General features: G+C 74.3%; 18 protein-coding genes. 8 read left to right on the top strand and 10 right to left on the bottom strand.

Going from position 1 to position 22,434, the window contains the following annotated elements:
• Window positions 1-318 precede the first annotated feature (318 nt).
• The gene (locus ABT299_RS48185) at window positions 319-1,125 is read right to left on the bottom strand and encodes a hypothetical protein (RefSeq protein ID WP_500254925.1); all 807 of its coding nucleotides are present in this window, start codon (window positions 1,123-1,125) and stop codon (window positions 319-321) included.
• 46 nt (window positions 1,126-1,171) lie between these two features.
• The gene (locus ABT299_RS48180; protein WP_190860004.1) at window positions 1,172-1,468 is read right to left on the bottom strand and encodes a DUF4193 domain-containing protein; all 297 of its coding nucleotides are present in this window, start codon (window positions 1,466-1,468) and stop codon (window positions 1,172-1,174) included.
• 511 nt (window positions 1,469-1,979) lie between these two features.
• Here ABT299_RS48180 and ABT299_RS48175 point away from each other — a divergent pair.
• Together ABT299_RS48175 and ABT299_RS48170 are read left to right on the top strand one after the other, a co-directional pair.
• The gene (locus ABT299_RS48175; RefSeq protein WP_500254924.1) at window positions 1,980-3,677 is read left to right on the top strand and encodes a serine/threonine-protein kinase; all 1,698 of its coding nucleotides are present in this window, start codon (window positions 1,980-1,982) and stop codon (window positions 3,675-3,677) included.
• A gap of 70 nt (window positions 3,678-3,747) precedes the next feature.
• Window positions 3,748-6,654: an ABC transporter substrate-binding protein gene (locus ABT299_RS48170; RefSeq protein ID WP_500254923.1), complete on the top strand. Its 2,907-nt coding sequence runs from the start codon at window positions 3,748-3,750 to the stop codon at window positions 6,652-6,654.
• A gap of 12 nt (window positions 6,655-6,666) precedes the next feature.
• Here ABT299_RS48170 and ABT299_RS48165 read toward each other — a convergent pair whose 3' ends face one another.
• A complete protein-coding gene (locus ABT299_RS48165; protein ID WP_500254922.1) occupies window positions 6,667-8,031 on the bottom strand; it encodes a sensor histidine kinase in 1,365 nt (454 codons plus the stop codon).
• Window positions 8,028-8,681 (bottom strand): response regulator, encoded by a 654-nt coding sequence (locus tag ABT299_RS48160; protein WP_190859998.1) that lies wholly within the window; start codon window positions 8,679-8,681, stop codon window positions 8,028-8,030. The genes ABT299_RS48165 and ABT299_RS48160 overlap by 4 nt, the downstream gene beginning before the upstream one ends.
• A 207-nt stretch (window positions 8,682-8,888) precedes the next feature.
• Here ABT299_RS48160 and ABT299_RS48155 point away from each other — a divergent pair, with 207 nt between their 5' ends.
• The gene (locus ABT299_RS48155) at window positions 8,889-9,065 is read left to right on the top strand and encodes a hypothetical protein (protein WP_190859996.1); all 177 of its coding nucleotides are present in this window, start codon (window positions 8,889-8,891) and stop codon (window positions 9,063-9,065) included.
• Window positions 9,066-9,150: 85 nt separating this feature from the next.
• Here the strand turns inward: ABT299_RS48155 and ABT299_RS48150 are convergent, their stop codons facing one another.
• From ABT299_RS48150 to ABT299_RS48140, 3 genes are all read right to left on the bottom strand, one after another.
• Window positions 9,151-9,960 carry an inositol monophosphatase family protein gene (locus ABT299_RS48150; RefSeq protein WP_190859994.1) on the bottom strand — a complete coding sequence of 270 codons (810 nt, stop codon included), beginning with the start codon at window positions 9,958-9,960 and terminating at the stop codon, window positions 9,151-9,153.
• On the bottom strand, window positions 9,957-10,871 hold the full coding sequence (locus tag ABT299_RS48145; RefSeq protein ID WP_500254921.1) for a ferrochelatase: 915 nt from the start codon (window positions 10,869-10,871) through the stop codon (window positions 9,957-9,959). Before ABT299_RS48145 ends, ABT299_RS48150 begins: the two co-directional genes overlap by 4 nt.
• A 74-nt stretch (window positions 10,872-10,945) precedes the next feature.
• Entirely contained in the window at window positions 10,946-12,175 is a 1,230-nt protein-coding gene (locus ABT299_RS48140) for a lytic transglycosylase domain-containing protein (RefSeq protein WP_500254920.1), read from the bottom strand.
• Between the two features lie 191 nt (window positions 12,176-12,366).
• On the opposite strand from ABT299_RS48140, the gene ABT299_RS48135 reads away from it, so the two are divergent.
• Both ABT299_RS48135 and ABT299_RS48130 read left to right on the top strand, forming a co-directional pair.
• Window positions 12,367-13,578 carry an MFS transporter gene (locus ABT299_RS48135; protein WP_500254919.1) on the top strand — a complete coding sequence of 404 codons (1,212 nt, stop codon included), beginning with the start codon at window positions 12,367-12,369 and terminating at the stop codon, window positions 13,576-13,578.
• Between the two features lie 9 nt (window positions 13,579-13,587).
• A complete protein-coding gene (locus ABT299_RS48130) occupies window positions 13,588-14,898 on the top strand; it encodes a D-arabinono-1,4-lactone oxidase (RefSeq protein WP_500254918.1) in 1,311 nt (436 codons plus the stop codon).
• A gap of 3 nt (window positions 14,899-14,901) precedes the next feature.
• Here the strand turns inward: ABT299_RS48130 and ABT299_RS48125 are convergent, their stop codons facing one another.
• Window positions 14,902-15,846: a hypothetical protein gene (locus tag ABT299_RS48125; RefSeq protein ID WP_500254917.1), complete on the bottom strand. Its 945-nt coding sequence runs from the start codon at window positions 15,844-15,846 to the stop codon at window positions 14,902-14,904.
• Between the two features lie 420 nt (window positions 15,847-16,266).
• Between ABT299_RS48125 and sepH the strand changes: the two genes are divergently transcribed.
• Window positions 16,267-18,135, top strand: coding sequence for a septation protein SepH (sepH, locus tag ABT299_RS48120; RefSeq protein ID WP_500254916.1), 1,869 nt, complete (start codon window positions 16,267-16,269; stop codon window positions 18,133-18,135).
• A gap of 27 nt (window positions 18,136-18,162) precedes the next feature.
• Here sepH and ABT299_RS48115 read toward each other — a convergent pair whose 3' ends face one another.
• Window positions 18,163-19,722, bottom strand: coding sequence for a PH domain-containing protein (locus tag ABT299_RS48115; RefSeq protein ID WP_190859982.1), 1,560 nt, complete (start codon window positions 19,720-19,722; stop codon window positions 18,163-18,165).
• Complete coding sequence (locus ABT299_RS48110; protein ID WP_190859975.1) at window positions 19,719-20,279, bottom strand: PH domain-containing protein; 561 nt, start codon at window positions 20,277-20,279, stop codon at window positions 19,719-19,721. The genes ABT299_RS48115 and ABT299_RS48110 overlap by 4 nt, the downstream gene beginning before the upstream one ends.
• A gap of 199 nt (window positions 20,280-20,478) precedes the next feature.
• Between ABT299_RS48110 and ABT299_RS48105 the strand changes: the two genes are divergently transcribed.
• A complete protein-coding gene (locus ABT299_RS48105) occupies window positions 20,479-21,471 on the top strand; it encodes an ATP-binding cassette domain-containing protein (protein ID WP_387028565.1) in 993 nt (330 codons plus the stop codon).
• On the top strand, window positions 21,468-22,277 hold the full coding sequence (locus ABT299_RS48100) for an ABC transporter permease (protein WP_190859958.1): 810 nt from the start codon (window positions 21,468-21,470) through the stop codon (window positions 22,275-22,277). Before ABT299_RS48105 ends, ABT299_RS48100 begins: the two co-directional genes overlap by 4 nt.
• Window positions 22,278-22,434 lie beyond the last annotated feature (157 nt).

Below are 22,434 nucleotides of genomic sequence, written 5' to 3'. Positions count from 1 at the left end.
CTCTTCCGCGGGGGGCGGCGCCCGCGCCCTCGCCGTGTTCGCGGCGGCCGGGGCCCCGCCGCCCCCCCCCCCCGACGCTTGCGGTCCTGATGCCTTCACCTGATGCCTTGGCCTGTTGCCGTTGGCCGGTCGTTGTCGGCCCGGTGATCGCGACCGGTTGCTTTCGTGCCCGATGTCGCCTTCGGCGCGGTGCTCTCGTGCCGCCTTCGGGCCGGGGGACGGGGATGGATACAGGGGGATGCGGCGGCCGCGGCCGCCGCCGGCGCGCGCCGTCCGGCTCCGCGAGGGGGACGCGGATCCGCCGCGGCCGGACGCCGCTCAGCCGAACGTGCCGCCCGGCGGCGGGGGCAGGGCCCCCGCGGATCCGCGCAGGTCCTGCCGGACCTTCGCGGCCAGCGCCTTCGTCGCGGCCCGGTTGAGCGCGGCGCCCGCGGCGGCGCCGGTCAGCAGCGGGCCCATCGTCGTCATGTGGCGGCCGAACGTGCGCATCATCCGCTTGCGCAGCGCCGCCTTCGCCGCCGAGCCGAGCGCGCTGGTGAACGTCCCGCCCTCCAGCGGGTTGACGCCGCGCTGGCGCGCCCAGGAGGTGACGAACGCCGCCCCCCGCACGGTGCCGGTGCCCTGGACGCTGACCCCGTACACCTCGTGCAGCTCGGCGATCAGCTTCACCTCGATCGCCGCGACCACGAGGGTCTCGGCGGCGATCTGGGCGGGGGCGGTCAGCAGCAGCGGCGGAGCGGCGAACTCCACCGCGGCGAGCGCACCGCCCGCCGCGCCCACGGCGGTGGTGGCGTTGCCCGCCACCTTCACCAGGTTGTCGGCGAGATCCTCGCCGGACAGCCCGTGGTGGTGGCGGCTCAGCGTCTCCAGATCACGGATCGGGATGTGCGGGGCCGCCTCCAGCAGCAGGTCGGCCAGCCAGCGGCCGCGCCCGATGCCCGCCGCGCCGGCCCGGCGGGTGCCCTGCCCGAGCAGCCGGACCAGCCGGCCGAGCAGCCGCCGCCGGGTCTCCCGGTCCATCTCCTCGTCGCCGGCGAGCCTGCCGATCAGCTCGCCGAGCTCCGTGGAGCCGTCGCCGCGCGCCGGCTCCACGTCGTCGTGCCGTCGTTCCAGTTCTCCCGTCATGCCGCTCCCGCTGGTGCCTCTCCGAAGGGCCGACCCCCCGGACGTGTCAGGCGGCGCACTCGGTGCAGATCGGCTGGCCGTTCTTCTCGGTGGCCAGCTGGCTGCGGTGGTGCACGAGGAAGCAGCGCGTGCAGGTGAACTCGTCGGCCTGCCGGGGGACGACCCGGAAGGTCAGTTCCTCGTTGGACAGGTCGGCGCCGGGCAGCTCGGCGACCTCACCGGCGTCCAGGTCCTCGTCGATGATGCTGGCGGCCTTGTCGGCGCGCCGGGCCTGGAGCTCCTGGAGGCTGTCCTCGCTCAGGTCGTCGTCTGTCTTGCGTGGGCTGTCGTAGTCGGTCGCCATCTTCTATCTCCATCCCCCTCAGTGCTTTATGCGCCCCGTCGCGCGGAACTAACGCTCGGGGGACCGTTCTTGTGCCCGATCCGGGCGGGAAATTCTGTCACGGTTGGTGAGCTGTGACACACAAGGCGCGACCGTTCCCACGGGTGACACCGATCACCCGCTTCCCACCCCCAGGTTGTGTCGTCCGTCACACGCCCCGGCCGGCGTTCCGGCATGCTCCCGAAGGGCCGGTGCGCCTGCCGGGGTTCCCGCGGCGGCGGGGATCATATCGGTCCCGGGAGCGTTGCGCGCGCCGACCGGCCCGCGGCGCGCGGGACGGCCCGAACCGGCTGGTGGACCGCTGAACCAGACGCTTCGGTGAAACGTCTGAACTAACGCGATATCGTGCCCGCCTGAGGTCGGGGGCCGGGCTCGCCGGCGCCGTGCGGGGCCGGCAGGGGGACCCGGGCCTCGCGACGGGGTCCGGACGCACAATGTCGCGGGACATCACTGCGGGTCACTGGAGGATCAGATGCCGGATGCCGCTCCGCTGGAGCCGGGCGATCCCAGGGCACTGGGTCAGTTCGAGGTCGTCGGCCGGCTCGGCGCCGGGGGGCAGGGCGCGGTCTTCCTCGGCCGCGCGCCGGGCGGCGAGTACGTGGCCGTCAAGCTGCTGCACGCCCAGATGGCGAACGACCCCGCCGCGCGCGCCCGCTTCACGCGGGAGGTGGCGGCGGCGCAGAAGGTCGAGCCCTTCTGCACCGCGCGGGTGCTCGAGGCCGACGTGCACGGCGACCAGCCGTACGTCGTCAGCGAGTTCATCGACGGCCCGTCGCTGCACGACGTGGTCGCGCACAACGGCCCGCTCGGCGCCGCCGAGCTGGAGCGGCTGGCGATCGGCACCGTGACGGCCCTCGCGGCCATCCACGAGGCCGGGATCGTGCACCGCGACTTCAAGCCCAACAACGTCATGCTGGCCTCCGACGGCCCGCGCGTCGTGGACTTCGGCATCGCCCGGACGGTCAACTCGCAGGAGAGCGCCGTCACCGCGACCGGCATGGTCGTCGGGACGCCCGGCTACCTGGCGCCCGAGCAGCTGACCGGCGCGCCGCTGACGCCCGCGGTGGACATCTTCGCCTGGGGCGCGACCATGGTGTTCGCGGCCACCGGGCAGTCGCCGTTCGAGGCCGACACGCTGCCGGTCATCATCAACCGCATCCTCAACGAGGACCCGGACCTGTCGGCGCTGCCGCCCGGCCCGGTGCGGGACCTGGTCGCGCGCTGCCTGTCCAAGGACGCGGGGCTGCGCCCGCCGGCGCCGCAGCTGCTGCTGAACCTGCTCGGCGCGGTCGGCGCCGCGCCGTCGAACCCCGGCGCCGACCCGGAGGACCTGCTCAACCAGGGCACCCGGATCGCCGCGCAGATGCCCGCGCCGCCGCGGGTGCCGCCGGCGCCGCGCCCGCAGCCGCCGCAGCAGTCGATCACCCCGCCGCCGATGCCGCTGCACCAGGGCGGGATGCAGGGCGCGGGCGTGCAGGGCGGCATGGGAGGGCCGGCGACGCCGCCCCCGCAGCCGATCACGCCGCCGCCCATGCCGATGTACCAGGGCGGCATGCAGCCCCCGCCGCCGAACATGCCGATGGGGCAGCGGCCTCCCGTGCAGGGGCCGATGCAGCCGCCGATGGCCTACGGGCCGCCGCCCGCGAAGTCGAGCTCGCCGGGCCCGGCCATCGCGATCGGCTGCGGCGTGCTGGCGCTGATCGCGCTCATCGGCGTCGTGGTGTTCGTGATCATCGCCGCCAACAACAGCGACGACGCCGACCCGACGCCGACGTCGTCGATCTACACGCCGCCGACCGAGAACTCGCCGACGGGCTCGTCCCAGGGCGGGCTGGTCGGCGTGTGGAACGGCGACGGCTACCAGCCGGGCGCCCCGGCCGGCCACCAGAACTTCAAGGCGGAGTTCGCGCTGGTCTACACGCACGGCACCGCGAAGTACGACTACGGCAGCGTCCAGCCGACCTGCTACACGAACCTCGCGCTGCTGTCCGGCGACGAGACCAGCAGCTACGTCGAGTACCAGGAGACGCCGATGGCGGGGCAGAAGACGGAGAACTGCGCGCCCGGCTACGTCCGGTTCGTCAACCCCGGCGGCAGCACCATGCGCTGGGAGTGGCGGCAGACCCGCGACGCGGTGAGCCCCTCGGCGTCCGGGACGGTGAGCGACTGACCGCTCCGCCGGCCGGACCGGCCGGACCCGGACACACGACGACATCCGCGCCTCCCCCCGAAGGATCCAGATGCCCGACATCCGCCCGCTGCGCCCGGGCGATCCGGAAAGGCTGGGCGGCTACCGGTTGACGGGGCTGCTCGGGGAGGGCGGGCAGGGCGCGGTCTACCTGGCCGAGGACGAGCCGGGCCACCGGGTCGCGGTGAAGCTGCTGCACGCGCGCTTCAGCGCCGACCCGAAGGCCCGGTCGCGGTTCGCCGCCGAGGTGGCGGTGGCGCAGCGGGTCTCGGCGTTCTGCACGGCCCGCATCCTGGACTCCGACGTCGAGGGCGACCGGCCCTACATCGTCAGCGAGTACATCGACGGCCCGTCGCTGTCGGCGGCGCTGGCGGAGGGCGGCCCGCAGCGCGGCGCGGACCTGGACCGGCTGGCGATCGGCACGATGACCGCGCTGGCGGCCATCCACCAGGCCGGGGTCGTGCACCGCGACTTCAAGCCGGCGAACGTGCTGCTCGCCGCGGACGGGCCCCGGGTGATCGACTTCGGCATCGCCCGGGCGCTCGACGCGACGGGCACGCTGTCGAGCACCGCCGTCGGGACGCCCGCCTACATGGCGCCGGAGCAGATCTCGGGGGCGCCGGTCGGACCGGCGGCCGACGTGTTCGCCTGGGGCGCGACGATGGCGGTCGCCGCGACCGGCCGCCCCGCGTTCGGGCAGGACTCCATCCCGGCGGTCATGCACCGGATCCTGAACATGGCGCCTGACCTCGGCATGATGCCCGAGCCGCTGCGCGGCGTCGTGGCGGACTGCCTCAGCAAGGACCCGGCGCTGCGGCCCGCGTCGCAGCAGGTCCTGGCGACGCTGCTGACGCTCGCGGGGAACCCGCCGAAGCCCGGCGGCGGTGGCGGCGAGGCGATGCTCAGCCAGGGCGCGGAGACGGCCGCCGCCGATTCGGCGCGGCTGCAGGACACGCGGTCGCCGTCGAACCCGCTGCAGTCGCTCGCGCCGCAGTCGCTGTCGTCCTACCCGCAGCTCGCGCAGCACCCGCAGTCCCCGCTCGCGCAGACGCCTCCCCCGCCGGCCTCACCCTTCGCGCAGACGCCTCCCCCGTCCAGCCCGTTCGCGCAGACGCCTCCCTCGCCGGCCTCCCCGTTCGCGCAGACGCCGCCTCCGCAGACTCCGTACGCGCAGACGCCGCCGGGGCCGCAGCCGCCCTCCCCGCCGTGGGCGGGGCCGTCCGGCTACGCGGGGCAGCCGACGTGGCCCTCGGGCGGCGGCCAGGGCGCCCCGTCCGGGACGGAGCGGACCGGGCCGCCCGGCACGCGGCGGCGCAGGCGGATCGGCGTGCTCGCCGGGGCCGGGGGCGCCGCGGCCGTCGCGGTCGCCGTCGCCACCACGCTGATCATCGTCCTGTCGAACGGCGGCGACCACCCCTCCCCCACGCCCACCGGGCGGGTCGGCGGGACGCTGCGGATCGCCGCCGCGAGCCTCGGCTCGACGAGCGGCGAGATCGACCCCTCGCACGCCTACACCGGCACCGAGCGGTTCCTCGCCAAGCTGCTGTTCACCGGCCTCACCGAGGTCGAACCGGACGGCACCGCCCGCAACCGCCTCGCCACTTCGATCAAGTCCGACGGGACGTGCTCGAACTGGACGATCGGGATCAGGGAGGGGACGACCTTCAGCGACGGCTCGCCGGTCGACGCGGCGGCGTTCCAGCGCGGCTGGACGCGCGCGGCGCGGACCTCGACCGGCGGCGGGCCGGTCCTGATGGCCGACATCGCCGGGTACGCCGACGCCTCGACCGGCCAGGCGGGCACGCTGTCGGGGGTGTCGGCGTCCGGCAGCGTGATCGACGTGCACCTGACCTCGCCGAGCTGCGACTTCCCGAAGCGGCTGGGCGACCCCGCGTTCGCGCCGCTGCCGCAGTCCGCCGGGTCGTGGGACAACGCGTCCTACAACCAGAACCCGGTCGGCAACGGGCCGTTCAAGCTGCAGGGTTCCAGCAAGGGCAGGAGCTACACGCTGGTCCGCAACGACCGGTGGGCGTTCGGCAAGACCAAGCTCGACACCGTCCAGGTCAACGCGCTCGACGACACGACGCAGGGCCGCGCGACGTTCGCGTCGGGCGGGACGGACTGGGCACCGCTGACCGGCGCCACCGGCGCCGCCGCCGCTTCGGCGACCTCGCCGTCCGGCGGGACGGTGGTGACGAGGACGCTGGCGTACACCCGGATGCTCGTCCCGGTGACGGCGCGCGGGCCGATGAAGTCGCGGGACGCGCGGCTCGCGGTGTCGTACGCGCTGGACCGCAGCGCGCTCGCCGGGCTCTACGGCACCGGGTACGCGCCCGCCCACGGGATCGTCCCGGCCGCGCTGCCCGGTTTCGGGAAGGCGGGCGTGTGCCCGTCGTGCGACGCGCCGGACACGGTGAAGGCGAAGGAGCTCGCCTCGAAGGCCGGGCTCGGGTCCGGCACGAGGATCACCCTCTACCTGCAGCAGACGAGCACCTCCACCACGGCGGCGGAGGCCGTCCAGGCGCGGTTGCGGCAGGTGCTCGGCTGGTCCGTGGAGCTGAAGACGACGCCGCTGTCCGACTGGAGCAAGTTCCGGCAGGCGGTCACCGCCGATGACGCGTCGGGGCTGGCGCTGTTCGCGTGGGGGCCGGACTATCCGTCGCCGTACACGAGCCTGTGGTCGCTGCTGGGCGGCACGCTGGTCGGCAGGAGCGACGGCTACAACCTGTCGGGCTGGAAGAACTCCTCGTTCGACGGCCTGATCTCCAACGCGGTCCGCACCCCCTCCGACGACCAGCGCACGAGGCTCTACCAGCAGGCCGAGAAGACCGCGCTGGACGACATGGCCCTCATCCCGCTCGTCTACACCGGGACGGGCGCGCTGGCGAGCGACCGGTTCGTGAACCTGCGGCTGGACTACGACGGCGACCCGACGGTGGCGACCGCCGCGCTGAAGTAGCGGACCGGGATCTCACCCGGGCTGGAGCCGGACGGTGACGATCAGCCCGCCGCCGGGGCGCGGCACCGCGTAGACGGCGCCGCGGTGCGCCAGCACCACCGAGCGGACGATCGACAGCCCGAGGCCCGCGCCCTTGGCGGACTCGACCCGGTCGGCGTTGAGCCGCCGGAACGGCTCGAACAGCCGCTCGACCTCGTAGGCGGGCACCACCGGGCCGGTGTTCTCGACCTGGACGGTGGCGTAGCCGTCGAGCATGCCGGTGCGGATCCACAGCTCGCCGCCCTCGGCGTCGTTGTGCTTGATCGCGTTCTCGACGAGGTTGGACACCAGGTGCTCCAGCAGCACCGGGTCGCCGAGCGCCGTCCCGGACGTCAGCTCCCGGTGCACGGCCACGTCGTTGTCGTGCTCGCGGCGCGCGGAGTGCTCCAGCACCGTCGCGGCGACCTCGGCGAGGTCGACGGGGGTCCGGGCGGTCAGCTCGCGCTCGCTGCGGGCGAGCAGCAGCAGGCCCTCGATGAGCCGCTCGTGCCGGGCGTTGGTGGCGAGCAGCGTCCTGCCGACGGTGCGCAGGTCGTCGGACGCCTCCGGGTCGCCGAGCGCCACCTCCAGCAGCGTCCGGTTGATCGCGAGGGGGGTGCGCAGCTCGTGCGAGGCGTTCGCGACGAACCGGCGCTGGGAGTCGAACGCCTGGCCGAGCCGCTCCAGCATCGCGTCGAAGGTGTCGGCCAGCTCCTTGATCTCGTCGTCGGGGCCCTCCAGCGCGATCCGCTCGTGCAGGGTGCTCTCCGACAGCCGGCGGGCCGTCGTGGTGACCCGCTGCAGCGGGCTGAGCGCCCGGTCGGCGACGAACCAGCCGAGCACGAGGGTGATCACCCCGACCCCGGCGAGCGCCATCAGCGACCGGCCGACCAGCTGCTTCATCGTCTGCTCGACGAACTGGTGCTGCAGCTCGGCCGCCTCGGCGTCGGTGATGCCGAGGCCGATGACCTTGACGTTGCCGAGGATGTTGGCCATCAGCACCGACATCACGAACAGCAGCAGCGCCCCGGCCATGAAGAACAGCAGCCCGTACAGCAGGGTCAGCCGCAGCCGGACGCTCATCCGGCCGGGGAGCTTCTTCAGCTCGCCGAACGACGCGCCGCCCTCGCCGCGCCACACGTTCCGGCCGCCCGGCTCGGGGCCGGGGACCTGCTGCGGCCCGGGCCGCCGCCAGCGGCCGGGGCGCGCGGACCGGTCGTCCGTCCCCGGCTGCGCCGGCTGCTGGCGGGCCTGCGGCCCGCCCGGCTCGTTCGCTTCGTTCGGGCCGTTGGGGCCGTTGGGGCCGTTGGGGCCGTTGGGGCCGTTCGGCTCGCTCTGCGGTGCGGATTCGGAAGTCAAAGGCGGTATCCCACTCCGGGCACGGTCTCGATGACCGGGGGGTCGCCGAGCTTCTTGCGCAGCGTCATCATCGTCACGCGGACGACGTTGGTGAACGGGTCGATGTGCTCGTCCCAGGCCTTCTCCAGCAGCTGCTCGGAGCTGACGACGGCGCCGTCCGCGCTGAGCAGCACCTCCAGCACCGCGAACTCCTTGCGGGTCAGCTCCACCGGGCGCCCGTCCCGGGTCACCTCGCGGCGGGCCGGGTCGAGCGCGACCCCGGCGCGCTCCAGCACCGGCGGCAGCGGCGCCGCGGCGCGGCGGCCGAGCGCCCGCACCCGGGCGATCAGCTCGGCGAAGGCGAACGGCTTGGCCAGGTAGTCGTCGGCGCCGATGGACAGCCCCTCGACCCGGTCGTCCAGCTCCCCCGCGGCGGTCAGCATGATGATCCGCGCGGGGTAGCGCTGCGCCACCAGCTGCTTGCACACGTCGTCGCCGTGCACCCGCGGCAGGTCGCGGTCGAGGACGATCACGTCGTACTCGTTCACCCCGGCGCGGTCCAGCGCGCCGGCGCCGTCGTAGGCCACGTCCACGGCCAGCGCCTCGCGGCGCAGCCCTGTCGCGATCGCGTCGGCGAGCACCCGCTCGTCCTCGACGACTAGAACACGCACTCTGCGTCCCCTTCCGGTCGGGGCGCGGTCGCCCCGTGGTCCAGATATGCCACGGAAGCCGTAAGACGCCCGTAAACACCTGTTCAAGACGGCGTTCGCCTCGGCGCGTTAACTGGCGGCGTAAGGATCCGCGAAAATTGCACCGGCGAACAGGTTTACCTTCAGCCTACGGCTGGGTAGGCATGGGCACGATCCGGGAGGAGGCCCATGGGCGAGTTGTCCCGCACGATTCAGCAGCGGCTCGACGACGCGTACGCGTCGCTGCGCAGCGCCCACGCGGAAGGCGACACCTACCTGGCGGACATCCGTCAGGAGGAGATCAACGAACTGCGCCGGATCGCAGCGAACAACGACATCGGCGTCGAACCACCCCGCTGCGACTGAGACGCCCCACCGCAGGGAGCCCGGGACGCCCACGTCCCGGGCTCTTCTCGTCCCTCCGGGCCTCTGCTCGCCCGCCCCGGCCCCGCTAGTCCGTGAGGGGGTCGAGGGGCGCCAGCAGGTCGTGCAGGGCCTCGAACGTGCCCGGCCCGGCCGCCATGGTGAGCTCGGGCCCCGCCGGTGCGCCGTGGAGGCCCTCGACGCGCCCGCCCGCCTCCTGCACGATCAGCGCGCCGGCGCCGATGTCCCACGCCTGGACGCCGCGCTCGTAGTAGGCGTCGAGCCGCCCGGCCGCCAGCGAGCACAGGTCCACGCAGCAGGAGCCGCCGCGCCGGATGTCCCGGACGGCCGGGAGCACCCCGGTGAGCACCCGCGCCTGCGCGGCGCGCCGCACGGCGTCGTAGCCGAACCCGGTCGCCACCAGGGCCTGGCCCAGCGGCACCCGCTCGGTCACCCGCAGCTCGCGGGCGCCGGACGCGGTGCGCAGCAGCGCCCCGCCGCCCCGGAACGCCGTGTACGACTCGCCGCGCCGCGGCATCTCGACCGCGCCCGCGACCGCGACGCCGTCGACCTCGGCGGCGATGCTGACCGCCCAGTCCGGCAGGTCGTAGAGGTAGTTGACGGTCCCGTCGATCGGGTCGACCACCCAGCGGACGCCGCTGCCGCCGCCGCGCTCGCCGCCCTCCTCGCCGAGGAAGGCGTCGTCCGGGCGGGCGGCCCGGATCCGCTCGATGATCAGTGCCTCGGCGGCGCGGTCCATCTGGGTGACGACGTCGGTCGGGGACGACTTGGTCTGCACCACGTCCGGACCGCCGGCCGGTCGCTTGTCGACCAGCATCCGGCCCACCTCGCGCGCGGTCGCGGCGGCCAGGTCGAGCAGTTCCTCCGGCAGGCTCACTGGCCCTCCTCCTCTTCCATCAGCAGGCGCGGCAGCGCGGCGAAGCGCGGGTCGCTGCCCGGCGTCGCGGCCCGGACGAACGCGATGCCCAGCTCGGCGGCGCGTCCGGCCGCCTCCACGTCGAGGTCGTACTTGACCTCCATGTGGTCGGAGACGAACCCGATCGGCACGGCCGCCGCCGCGCGCACGCCCTCGCCGGCGAGCTTCTCCAGGTGGTCGGTGATCTGCGGCTCCAGCCACGGCTGGGACGGGGGGCCGCTGCGGCTCTGGTAGACCAGGTCCCAGGGGGTCCCGGGGGCGGCGCGGCCGGCGACGGTCCGGGCGGCCTCCTCCAGCTCGGCGACGTACAGCTCGCGGTTCGGCTGCGACAGCGGGACGCTGTGCGCGGTGAACAGCAGCCGCGCGCCGTCGGGGAGCCGGCCGAGCGCGTCCCCGGCGGCGTCCACGAACGGATCGAGGAAGCCGGGGCGGTCGCAGTAGACGGGCAGCTTGTCGATCTCGGGCGCGCCGGGGACCTCTTCGCGGGCGCGCGCGATGTCCTGCAGGTACTGGTCGTTCGTGGAGTAGCCGCTGTAGGCGGACGTGACGAACGCCGCCGCGTGCCGGACACCGTCGTCCCGCATCCGCCGGACGGTGTCGGCGAGGTACGGGGTCCAGTTCCGGTTGCCCCAGTACACGGGCAGGTCGACGCCGTGGGCGGCGAAGTCCGCCTCGATGGCGGCCTTCAGCTCCCGGCACAGCCGGTTGATCGGGCTGACCCCGCCGAACAGGTGGTAGTGCTCCCCCACCTTCTCGAGCCGCTCGCGCGGGATGCCGCGGCCGCGGGTGACGTTCTCCAGGAACGGGATCACGTCCTCGGGCCCCTCCGGCCCCCCGAAGGACAGCAGAAGCAACGCGTCGTGGGACGTCATGGCTCCATCCAACCAGCCCGCTCCCGGTGCCCCGTCTCCGGTGGAGCACCGGGCGCCCGGGCGCGGCGGGCCGGTCAGCTGTAGCGGGCGGCGTACGCCTTGGCGAGGTTCAGGACCTTCTGGACGTACCAGTCGGCGTGGTTGTAGTGCCAGATCGCCCGGTAGAGCCGCTGGCCGCCGCGGCCCGCGCCGTTCGCGCACAGGTACTTCGCCGCGCCCGGGATCGCGTCGTAGGGGTTCATGATGTCGGCCTTGCCGTCCCCGTCGCCGTCCACCCCGTAGCTCTTCCACGTGGCCGGCATGAACTGCATCGGGCCGAGCGCGCCGGCGCTGGAGCGGCCGGCGTTGCGGCCGTGGTCGCTCTCGACCTGCCCGATCGCGGCGAGCACCGTCCAGGACAGGCCGGGGCAGCTCGTGGCGGCCTGCTTGTACAGGTCCAGGTAGCTGTTCGCCTTCCCGCCCGTGCCGGACGACTGGTACTTGGCGTCGTGCAGGTTCACCACGTTCGCGCCGCGGCCGAGGATCTTGCGGACCGCCGTGACGACCTTCGCGGGGCTGACCCCGGGCGCGTTGACGAGCACCGCGACGTTCGGGACGAGGCCCATCTGCGTCCCGGACTTCTTGCTGACCAGCATGTTGATCCCGGGCAGGCCGAGGTCTCCGGAGCCGCCCATGGTCAGCTTCGGGATCGTCCGGCCGACCACCGGGTACTCGTAGCCCTTGGTCAGCTGCAGCTGCTTGGCGGCGTCCGGCGACACGACGAACCGGTCGGCCGCGAGCGCCGCCCACAGGTCGGTCCTCTTCGCGGTGCCGGGCGGCGTCCACGAGCGGAACGAGGACGGGTCGACCGCGAACGCGTTCACCTGCCGGCCCTGGAGCTGGACGGCCCCGCCGGCGACCGCCACGACGTCGCGGACCCTCTTCAGCTTCGCGATCTTCGCGATCTTGGCGGCGGAGATGGACCCGGCCTCGGCGGCGAGCACGTCCGGCGGGACGACCCGGCGCAGCGGCGCGACCTGCCCCTCGTCGACGACCTTCACGGGGTCGCCCTGGCCCGCGCTCGGCGGGGCGTCGCCGTGCGACCCGCCGGGCGAGGCGGCGTGCCCGCCGGAGCCGTCCGTGGTCAGCGCCGCGTAGACGCCGGCGGACGTGCTGGCGACGGCGAGCGCGGCGATGGTCGCGATGAGCAGCGGCAGGACGCGCCGGGGCCTCCCGCCCGCCGCGCCCGCCGGGGCGCCGGGCGACGACCGGCCCTTGCGCTGCTTCTTCTGCGGCCTCTGCCGGGGCGGGCGCGCGGCGGTCACCGGAGCGTCCGGCGCCCCGTCCTCGGCCGCGCGCGGTGCTGATGGAGGAGCCACAACATTTCCCAACGAGTGTCGCTACGGGTGAGTTACACGTCTTGGCACTTCTTTCCCCCAGGTAACGTGATCATGGGGCTGAAGTCGATCGATGGGGCCGGGGGCGCCCCTCCTCCCGGTGGGGAGGGGAGTCGCGGATGTCCGGTCCGTACCGGGAGCTGCTGTCGGTTCCCGGCGCCCGGCCGTTCGTCGCCGCCGGGTTCGTCGGCCGCATGTCGATGTCCATGGTGGGGATCGGCATCGTCCTTCTCGTGTCCGCGGTTACCGGATCGTACGGTATCGCCGGTTCTGTGACCGCGACCCTCTCGGTCGCCTACGCCGTCGGTGCCCCGCTCAGCGCCCGGTACGCGGACCGGTACGGGCAGCGCCGCGTCCTGGTCCCGCTGGTGGCGGCCAACACCGCGAGCTTCGCCGTGCTGATCGTGTTCGCGCTGGCCGGGCTGCCGGTGTGGACGCTGTTCCCCGCCGCCGCGGCGGCCGGGCTGACGCAGGTGTCGCTGGGCGCGTGGGTGCGGGCCCGCTGGTCGCACGTGCTGCGCGACTCCCCCACGCGGCTGCACACCGCGTTCTCGTTCGAGTCGGTGGTGGACGAGGGCATCTTCGTCACCGGGCCGCTGGTCGTCACGGCGCTGGCCACCGGCGTGCACCCGGCGGCGGGCCTCGGCGCGGCGGCCGCCTGCACGCTGACGGGCTGCCTGGCGCTCGCCGCGCAGCGCGGCACCGAACCCCCGCCGCGCCCGCGCGCCCCCGGGACGCGCGGCGGGGTGTTCCGCAATCCCGGCGTCGTCGTGATCACGCCGGTGTTCCTGGCGCTCGGCATGGTGTTCGGCGCGATCGACGTCAGCGGCGTGGCGTTCGCCCAGGAGGAGGGGCACAAGGCACTCGCCGGCGTGCTGCTCGGCTGCTACGCGCTCGGCAGCGGCACCGCGGCGCTCTGGTACGGGGCGCGGCACTGGCGGCGCCCGCTCGCCCGCCGCTTCCTCGCCGGGCTCGGCCTGCTGACGGCCGGGCTGGTGCCGCCCGTCCTGGTCGGGAACCTGTGGCCGATGATGGCCGTGGTGTTCTTCTCCGGGCTGGCGATCTCACCGACGATCATCCCCGGCTACGGGCTGGTCGAGCGGCTCGTCCCGCCGCACCAGCTGACCGAGGGGCTGGCGCTGGTCTCCACATCGGTCGGGGTGGGGGTGGCGGCCGGGTCGTCGCTGTCCGGACGGGTCGTGGACGCGCACGGCGGGCACGCGGCGTTCCTCGTCCCGCTGGGGTCGGCGGTGGCGGCCGCGCTGATCGGCCTGGCGGGGTCCCGGACCCTCAGTAAACGTGAACTTTCCTCACGATCGATTGCCGAGTAGAGTCGCCGCATGTCACCCGTGACCCACCAGAAGTGGCAGAACTGGGCGGGAAACCAGCAGGCCACCCCGCACCGCGTCGCGACCCCCGGCACCACCGCCGAGGTGGCCGCGGCCGTCCGGTCCGCCGCGTCCGACGGCCTCACCGTCCGGATGACCGGCACCGGCCACTCCTTCACCGGCGCCGCCGTCGCCGAGGGCGTGCTGCTGCGCCCGCAGGCGCTCACCGCGGTCCGCTCCGTCGACACCGCGACCGGCCTGGTCACCGTCGAGGCCGGGATGCCGCTGCACGCGTTCAACCGCGTCCTCGCCGAGCACGGCCTGGCCCTGGCCAACATGGGCGACATCCAGGAGCAGACCGTCGCGGGCGCGCTCCAGACCGCCACGCACGGCACCGGGCGCGACGCCGCCGGCCTCGCCTCCCAGGTCGCCGCCCTCGAACTCGTCCTCGCCGACGGCTCCACCGTCACCTGCTCGCCCGACGAGCGCCCCGAGCTGTTCGACGCCGCCCGCGCCGGCCTCGGCGCCCTCGGCGTCGTCACCGCCATCACCTGGAAGACCGTCCCGGCCTTCCTCCTGCGCGCGCAGGAGGAGCCGATGAAGTGGGACGAGGTCCTCGCCCGCGTCGACGAGTTCGACGACGCCAACGAGCACTTCGAGTTCTACTGGTTCCCGCACACCGAGGGCTGCCTCACCAAGCGCAACAACCGCGTCAAGGGACCGGCCGAACCGCTGCCGAGGTTCAAGTACTGGATGGACGACGAGTTCCTGTCCAACAAGGTCTTCGGCGCCGTCAACCGGCTGACGCACCTGGCCCCCGCCGCCACGCCCTTCGTCAACGGCATCTCCGCTAAGGCGCTCGGCGCCCGCACCTACAGCGACGCCTCGTACAAGGTGTTCACCAGCCCCCGCACGGTCCGCTTCAAGGAGCAGGAGTACGCGATCCCGCGCGAGGAGCTCGTCCCCGCGCTGCGCGAACTGCGCTCCCTGTTCGCCCGCAAGGACTGGCGCATCAGCTTCCCGATCGAGGTGCGGCTGCTCCCGCAGGAGGACGCCTGGCTGTCGATGGCCCACGGCCGCCGCAGCGCGTTCATCGCCGTCCACGTCTACTACAAGGACCGGCACCAGGAGTACTTCCGCGGCGTCGAGGACCTCCTCACCGCCCTCGACGGCCGCCCGCACTGGGGCAAGCTCCACACCCGCGACGCCACCTACCTGGAGAAGGTCTACCCCCGGTTCACCGACTTCCAGCGGCTGCGCGACGAGCTCGACCCCGACCGCCGCTTCGCCAACCCCTACACCCGCCAGGTCTTCGGGGATTAGGCGTCACGGGCCCTGCGTGATGCGGGGGTCGGCGCCGTTCTGGTCGTTCTGCTGGCCGTCGCCGCCCGCGCCGCCCTCGGAGGTCTTCGTCGGCGACGGGGTCTGCGGGCTCTGCGGCGTGCTGGGGGCCGAGGACGTGGGCGCCGTCGGCTCGGTCGGCCGCTGCGAGGTGGGCGGCGCCGTAGTGGGCGCCCCGGTCGTCGGGACGCCGCCCGACGGCCCCTCGCTCGGCGCGGAGCCGGACGGCGTCGCGTGCGTCGACGGGGCGGGCGACGTCGGGGACTCGTCCGTGCCGCCGCCACCGCCGCCGCCTCCGGTCAGCGCCTTGGAGAGCGTCGTGCCGCCGCTCTTGCCGTTGCCGATCGGCGCTCCGGTGGCCGCCTCGTAGACGGTGATGCCGCCGATGACGATCGCGAAGATCGCGGCGGACGACACCACGAGCTTCACCCAGTGCTGCTTGACCCAGCCGGCGGTCGCGTCGAGCGCCGACCGGCGGACCACCTCGCGGACGGCCTCCGGGCCCGCCGCCGCGGCGAGCGCGTCGGCGACGGTCTCCGCCGGGGTGCGGTCCAGGCGCGTCGCGTTCGGGTCCCCGCCGCCGAGGTCGCCGGGGAGGTGCAGGTCGAGACGGGTGGCGTTCGGGTCGCCCGCCGGCCACGCCACGGTCCGCGTCGGGTCGGCGCTCCGCGCCTCCGCCGCCGCCTGCTCCGCCGCGCCCTGCCGGTGCACCGCCGCCTGGAGGTGCGTCAGGTCCTTGATCTGGTTGCGGCCCTGGTCGAGGTAGTGCTTCACGACCGCGGAGCCCGCCGTCGACATCACGCTCATCAGCCCCGCGCCGATGATCGTCCCGTAGACCCCCAGGTAGGACGCTCCGACGGCGGCGGCCAGCGTGGCCACCCCACTGGCGATCAGCTGCGTCGTGCTGACATCCGGCAGCGTGCGCCGCATCGACCCTTTCACCCCTGTTCGTTCGCCCGAAACCCCCGAAAACCAAACTATTCGGAAGATCGGAGTGTTCCTGCCACAGACGTGACGCTCCTAACCTCGAACGGGTGGAGCGCACGGCCGCGCTCAGGCAGAGTGTGGAAAAGGATCCACAAGAATCCGGCAGGGCGCCCCCGGCCGCCCCGCGACACCGGCAAGCTAGGTCAGGTGCCCTCTTCGGCCTCGTGAAGGGGGCTTCGAGAGCGGCGATGTTCGGACATGCCGGGTACGGTGCTGGCAGCAGGTGTGTCCGGAAGAGAGACTCGGGAACCCGGGGGAAGGGCACGCATGCGCCCTCGGCGGGCAACGGGCGACCGGCCGGTGAGACCGCGGCCGGACGGTCCGGCGCCCTCCGTGCCGTCAGGAAGGGCAGGAAGGACACGCATGCAGGAGCTGCGCCTCGTCGCGGTCAGCGAGGACGGTACGTACCTCGTCCTGGCCACCGCGGGCCGAGGCACCCGGTTCACCCTGCCCGTCGACGACCGGCTCCGCGCAGCGGTCCGTGGGCACTTCTCCCGCCTCGGCCAGTTCGAGATCGAAGTGGAGAGTCCCTTGCGTCCCAAGGAGATCCAGGCCCGCATCCGGTCCGGCGAGACGGCGGAGGAGATCGCCGAGTCGGCGGGGATCCCGGTCGAACGCGTCCGCTGGTTCGAGGGCCCGGTCCTGCAGGAACGCGAGTACATGGCGCAGCAGGCGCAGCGCGTCGCGGTGCGCCGGCCCGGCGAGACCACGCTCGGCCCGCCGCTCGGCGAGACCGTCGAGGAGCGGCTCGGCCGCGGCGGCGTCGACCTCGAGGAGGTCGAGTGGGACTCCTGGAAGTGCGAGGACTCCACCTGGCGGGTCCGGCTGTCGTTCTTCGACAACGGCCGCCCGCACGCCGCCGAGTGGTCCTTCGACCCGCGCCGCCGGCACGTCTCCCCGCTCGACGAGATCGCCGCCCGCCTCACCGCCGTCGAGTGGGACGAGGAGACGCTGTCGGACACCGTCACCCCGCTCGTCCCGCGCCGTCCCGCGATGAAGGTCGTGCAGAACGACCGGCTCCCGGGCGACCGGGACGCCGGCGCGCGCGGCCTGCCCGCCGAGCCGGAGCAGCCCGCCGCGCCCGGCCCGCTGCGCCCCGCCGAGCCGCCGCAGTACATCGTCGAGCGCGGCCGCATGGTCGACCCGCGCCCCGCCTTCCGGGACGCGCCCGGCGAGGGCGCGCCGCTGCGCGAGGCGTCCCGCCCGCTCTCCGCCGACGGCCCTCGCGAGGCCCCGCGGCTGCGCGAGGCCCCCGAGCCCGGCCGTCCCGCCGAGGACGTCCGGGCGCGCGACGACCGCTCCGCCCGCGAGGAGGAGCCGCGCGTCCCGCAGGCGCGCCGGGAGCCGACGGCCGCCGAGGCGCCCGCCGACGACGCGGAGTCCCGAGCGGGAAGCGCCGCCGAGGCGGCCGGACCTTCGGAGCGCGAGGAGTCGCGTCCCGAGGCGGCGAGCGACGCCCCCGAGACCCTTGAGGAGGAGCGTCCCGCCGAGGCCGAGGCGTCCACCAGGGACGACCGCACGGCTCAGGACGCGGAGCCCGCCGAGGAGACCGGGACGTCTCAGAGCGCGGACGAGGACCCGCGGCCCGTGGCGACCGAGGACGCCCAGGACGACGACGAGCGGCAGAGCGCCGATGCCGGCGTCCCCGCCGAGACCGCGAAGGCCGGCGAGGACGAGCGGCCGGACGGCGACGCCCCGCAGGACGAGGACGCGCAGGCGTCGCGCGAGGAGCCCACCGAGGACAAGGCCGCCGGTGAAGCGCCCGCCGCGCAGGAGGCGGAGGCGGCGCAGGCGCACGACGAGCCCGACGAGGCCGAGGACGCCCCGGCACCGGCGGCGGCGCGGGAGAGCGAGGAGCCCGCCGAGAGCGACGGCGGCGAGGCCGCGCGGGACCGGCGCCCGGCACCGGAGCGCCCGGCGCCCACGCCCGAGGAGAAGGCCTCCCGGCCGGACCCGGCTCCACCGCAGCCCGCCCAGCAGCCGGCACAGCAGCAGCCCGCACCGCAGCATCCGGCGCGCCGGGAGCCGTCCCGGCCGCCCGCGAAGAAGAAGCCGGCCCGGCCCACCATGCCCGCCGCCGCTCAGGACAAGCCGGTCACCGGTTCCCCGGCGGCCGCGGCGGCGGAGTCCGCGGCGCAGCGGCCCGCGCGGCCCCGCCGCAAGGCCAAGGGGAAGCGCGCGTCCGTGCCGTCCTGGGACGAGATCATGTTCGGCGCCCGCCGCCCCGAGTGACGCGGGCGGCGGCCGTCCGGGCCGCGGTCAGGCCGAGGCCGCGTCCTGGGGCCCGGCGTCCCGCTTCCGCACGTCCAGGGGCGCGGCGTCCCGTTTCGCGGCCGGTCCCGGTGCGGGGCGCTCGATGAACGGCGCGAGCCATTCGGGCGTGATGGCGGCGGCGAAGGCGACGGCGTCCGACTCGGACATGTCCGTCGCCGAGTAGCCGCCGTCACCGGCGCCGGTCGCGACGAACAGGGTGGCGAGGCCGAGCCGGCGCTGGAACAGCGTCCGGCGGACGCGCCAGCCGATCACCGCGCCGTGGTCGACGACGACCTGCCGGCGGCGCAGGGAACCCGAGCGGACGGTGAGGCGGGTGCCGTCGGAGGCGTGCCCCAGCTGGCGGTAGCGGTCCAGGCCCAGCGGAACGGCGAGGACGGCGAGGGCCGCGCAGGCGTAGGCGACCCACGGCTGGCCGGCCAGCACCGCGATGGCCGCGACGCCCGCGAGCGGCGCGACCGCGCGCGCGACGCGCCGGCCGCGCGCCGCGCGAGGGTGCGCGATCAGCGGGCCCGGGACGGGTCCGAGGACGCGGGCCGCGAGGTCCTCGGCCGCCGGGCGCGGCGCCGTGGGCAGCAGCCGCCCCCGATGTGCGGCGTCCCCGAGCCCGGTGATGAGCGCGCCGAGCCGGACGACCCCGGCACGCCGTTCGAGGGGATTGTCGGTCAGCTCGACGCCCCGCAGCCGCCGCCGTTCGAGGGACACGGCCCGCCGGGTGAGCACGCCGCGCTCCACCTGGATCGAGCCGTCCCGCTCGTGCACGGTGAAGTCCCAGTTGAACAGCGCGAACACGATCACCGACATGACCGGCATGGCGAGGAGCATCAGCACGAGGAGCGCGACGGCGAGCGCGGGGGCCACCCCGGCGACGTCGTGCCCGACGGTCTCGACGCGCTGCCGGGTGATGAGCCCGAGATCGTCCCCGAGGTTGTAGAGGGTGCCGAGCACGCTGCCCGCCAGCGCGAACGGGGTGAGCAGGTAGGCGCCGCTGAGCGGGGCGTACAGGTACCAGCGCGGCGTCACCCGGGCGAGGAGGCGGCGCGGCGGGCGCCGGTCGGCGGTCGGGCGGGCCAGCAGCACCCGCCGCAGCCGGTCCGCCTCCTGGCGGGACACGGCGTTGAGGGTGCCCTCGCCGCCCTCCGCTCCCGCGTCGATGTGCACGACGGCGAGGCCGAGCAGCCGCTGCGGAAGGGACGAGGTGACGTCGACGCCCCGGATCCGGTCGCGGGGGATGCTCTTGACCGACCGTCCGAGGAGGACGCGCCGCAGCTCGATGCGGTCGGCATACAGGACATAGGTGAAGGTCACCCAGCCGGCGACGTGGAACGCCAGCCCGAACCCGAGCCCGGCGAGGGTGAAGTAGAACGCGGTGGACATGCCCCCGACGAGCAGTCCGGTGGCGCCCGCGGCGAGCAGCGCGATCAGCTCGCGGACGGCCCCCACCACGAACGTCAGCGGGTGCAGCCGGCGGCGGCGCGGCGCGGCCGCGACGGCGGCGGGCGGGGGACCCGCCGCGGCGGGCTCTCCGGCCTCGGGTCGGACGCTCACGTCGCGTCGTCGCGGAGGTCGTGCGCGCGGTGCGCGAGCTGCTCGGCGAGGCGGGTCGCGACGTCCGCGGGCAGGCCCGCCACCTCCGACGAGCCGGTGTGCGAGGCGGTGTTGACCTTGATGGTGGCGAGGCCGAGCAGCCGCTCGATCCAGCCCTGCTCGGTGTCGACGGTCTGGATCCGGCTGACCGGCACCAGCAGCCACTCGCGGCTGAACCAGCCGGTACGGGTGTAGACGACGTCGGCGCTGACCTCCCAGCGGTGCACCCGGTACCGCCACACGGGCGCCGCGGTGACCATGAGGAACCCGGCCGTCCCGACGATGTAGGGCAGCCACCCGACGCGCCCGGACAGCCAGCCGGGCATCCCGCTCCACCCGGCGTCGCCGAGCCAGGCCGCGACGCCGAGCGCCAGCCCGAACGCGAGCCCCCAGAGCAGGAGGTATTCGATCGCCCAGTGCGCGATGGCGCGCGGCGACACCCGGTGTGCGGGCGGCCGCAGCCGCGGCGGGTGCGGGCCCCCGCCGTCCTTGTGGTGACTGCGCCGCACCGACGTCACACCGCGAGTCTAGAACGTCCCGGGAAAACGGCGCGCTACCAGCGTTTTGTCAGTGGCGGCTGCGAGGGTGGCGAACGTGCCCGAGACGCCGCCGCGGGCGGCGGAAAATGTGGATGCGCAGGGACCCGGGGCACGCATAGGTTGACGGGTCCTCACCCGTCGGGCGGGATGTCCGGCAGACCGAGTCCCAGGAGACCACATGTCCTACGCGATCCAGGCCGAGGGCCTGGTGAAGCGGTTCGGTGAGACCAGGGCGCTGGCCGGCGTCTCGCTCACCGCGGAGCCCGGCACCGTGCTGGGCGTCCTCGGCCCGAACGGCGCCGGGAAGACGACCGCGACGCGGATCCTCGCCACGCTGATCGAGCCGACCGAGGGCAGCGCCCGCGTCGGCGGGTACGACGTGGTGAAGGACGCGCACAAGGTGCGGCAGCTGATCGGCCTGACCGGGCAGTACGCCGGCGTCGACGAGATGCTCACCGGCACCGAGAACCTCATCCTCATCGGACGGCTGCTCGGCATCTCCCGGCGGGCGTCCCGGGCGCGCGCGGCGGAGCTGCTGGAGCGCTTCCAGCTCACCGAGGCGGCCGAACGCGCCGCCAAGACCTACTCCGGCGGGATGCGCCGCCGCCTCGACCTCGCGGCGAGCCTCGTCGGGCGGCCGCAGTTCCTGTTCCTGGACGAGCCCACCACGGGCCTCGACCCGCGCAGCCGCGGCGGCCTCTGGGACATCGTCCGCGGCCTGACCGACGACGGCGTCACCGTGCTGCTGACCACGCAGTACCTGGAGGAGGCCGACCAGCTCGCCGACGACATCGTGGTGATCGACCGCGGCCAGGTCATCGCACAGGGCACGTCCGACCGGCTGAAGGAGCAGGTCGGCGGGCAGGTACTGGAGCTGCGCCCGATCCGGGAGGCCGACGGCGAGGCCGCCGCGCGGATCGTCGCCGACCTCACCGGCGCCGAGCCGGAGACCCGGGACGGGCTGGTGTCCGCGCCGATCACCGACCCGGCGCTGATGCCCGCCGTCGTCCGGCGGCTCGACGACGCCGGCGTCGCGGTCGGCGAGCTGTCGCTGCGCAAGTCCAGCCTGGACGAGGTGTTCTTCGCCCTCACCGGCCACCACACCGACGACATCGACGCGGAGGCCGGCGCGCTCGAGCAGGCCGCCGACCGGGAAGGGGCCACGGCATGACCGCCACGGCGTTCGCACCGCAGGACCTGGCCAAGCGCGTTTCGCCGGGCATCGCCGCCCGCAACACGCTGACGCTGGCCTGGCGCAACCTCGTCCAGATCAAGCACAACCCGATGGAACTGCTGGACCTGTCCATCCAGCCCATCATGTTCGTGCTGCTGTTCGCGTACGTGTTCGGCCCGGCGATGGCCGGCAGCGTGCAGGCCTACCTGCCGATCGTCATCCCGGGGATCATCGCGCAGAACGCGCTGTTCGCCGGGATGAGCACCGGGTTCGGGCTGAACACCGACATCACCAAGGGCGTGTTCGACCGGTTCCGCAGCCTGCCGATCTCCCGGTCCGCGCCGCTCGCCGGGCGGATCATCGCCGACACCGTCAAGCAGGCGTGGTCGATGCTGATCCTGCTGGGCGTCGGGTTCGCCATCGGGTTCCGGGTGCACACCGGCGTCCTCTCGGTGCTGCTCGCGTTCCTGCTGCTGCTCACGTTCGCGCTGCTGTTCTCGTGGACGTCGGTGTACATCGCCATGAAGGTCAACGAACCGGAGAAGGTGCAGATCTTCGGCTTCGTGGTGATCTTCCCGCTGAGCTTCCTGAGCACCGCGTTCATCCCGACGACCAAGGGCATCCCCGGCTGGCTGGCGTTCTGCATGGACAACAGCCCGGTGACCCAGCTGGTCACGTCCATGCGGGGCCTGCTGGTCGGCGGCCCCGTCCTGGAGCACGCGTGGATCGCGCTGGCCTGGGGCGTCGGCATCTCCCTGGTCTTCGCCCCGCTGTCGCTGCGGGCTTTCAAGAAGCGGGCTTGATTTTCCCAGGGGGGCGACCCCCTGGAACCCCCGTCACGGTTGAGGGGCTGTTTCCCGCTCCGCTAGCTGTACTGCCCTGAGAGGTTGGTGACGCGGCTGGCGGGTGGTTGTCCTGCCAGTGCGGTGTGTCCGCGGTGATGGTTGTAGAGGTGTAGCC

The organism is Spirillospora sp. NPDC000708, assembly GCF_040299565.1.
In the GTDB taxonomy this organism is placed as follows: domain Bacteria; phylum Actinomycetota; class Actinomycetes; order Streptosporangiales; family Streptosporangiaceae; genus Spirillospora.
The sequence above is the reverse complement of the archived record's forward strand: the minus strand, read 5'-3'. Positions and strand labels throughout refer to the sequence as shown.

Coding starts and splice junctions, on each gene's coding strand:
- ABT299_RS48100 (WP_190859958.1), top strand. CDS start 21,468: ATGACCGCCACGGCGTTCGCACCGCAGGACCTGGCCAAGCGCGTTTCG.
- ABT299_RS48105 (WP_387028565.1), top strand. CDS start 20,479: ATGTCCTACGCGATCCAGGCCGAGGGCCTGGTGAAGCGGTTCGGTGAG.
- ABT299_RS48125 (WP_500254917.1), bottom strand. CDS start 15,846: ATGCGGCGCACGCTGCCGGATGTCAGCACGACGCAGCTGATCGCCAGT.
- ABT299_RS48180 (WP_190860004.1), bottom strand. CDS start 1,468: ATGGCGACCGACTACGACAGCCCACGCAAGACAGACGACGACCTGAGC.
- ABT299_RS48145 (WP_500254921.1), bottom strand. CDS start 10,871: ATGACGTCCCACGACGCGTTGCTTCTGCTGTCCTTCGGGGGGCCGGAG.
- ABT299_RS48155 (WP_190859996.1), top strand. CDS start 8,889: ATGGGCGAGTTGTCCCGCACGATTCAGCAGCGGCTCGACGACGCGTAC.
- ABT299_RS48130 (WP_500254918.1), top strand. CDS start 13,588: ATGTCACCCGTGACCCACCAGAAGTGGCAGAACTGGGCGGGAAACCAG.
- sepH (WP_500254916.1), top strand. CDS start 16,267: ATGCAGGAGCTGCGCCTCGTCGCGGTCAGCGAGGACGGTACGTACCTC.
- ABT299_RS48135 (WP_500254919.1), top strand. CDS start 12,367: ATGTCCGGTCCGTACCGGGAGCTGCTGTCGGTTCCCGGCGCCCGGCCG.
- ABT299_RS48185 (WP_500254925.1), bottom strand. CDS start 1,125: ATGACGGGAGAACTGGAACGACGGCACGACGACGTGGAGCCGGCGCGC.
- ABT299_RS48175 (WP_500254924.1), top strand. CDS start 1,980: ATGCCGGATGCCGCTCCGCTGGAGCCGGGCGATCCCAGGGCACTGGGT.
- ABT299_RS48170 (WP_500254923.1), top strand. CDS start 3,748: ATGCCCGACATCCGCCCGCTGCGCCCGGGCGATCCGGAAAGGCTGGGC.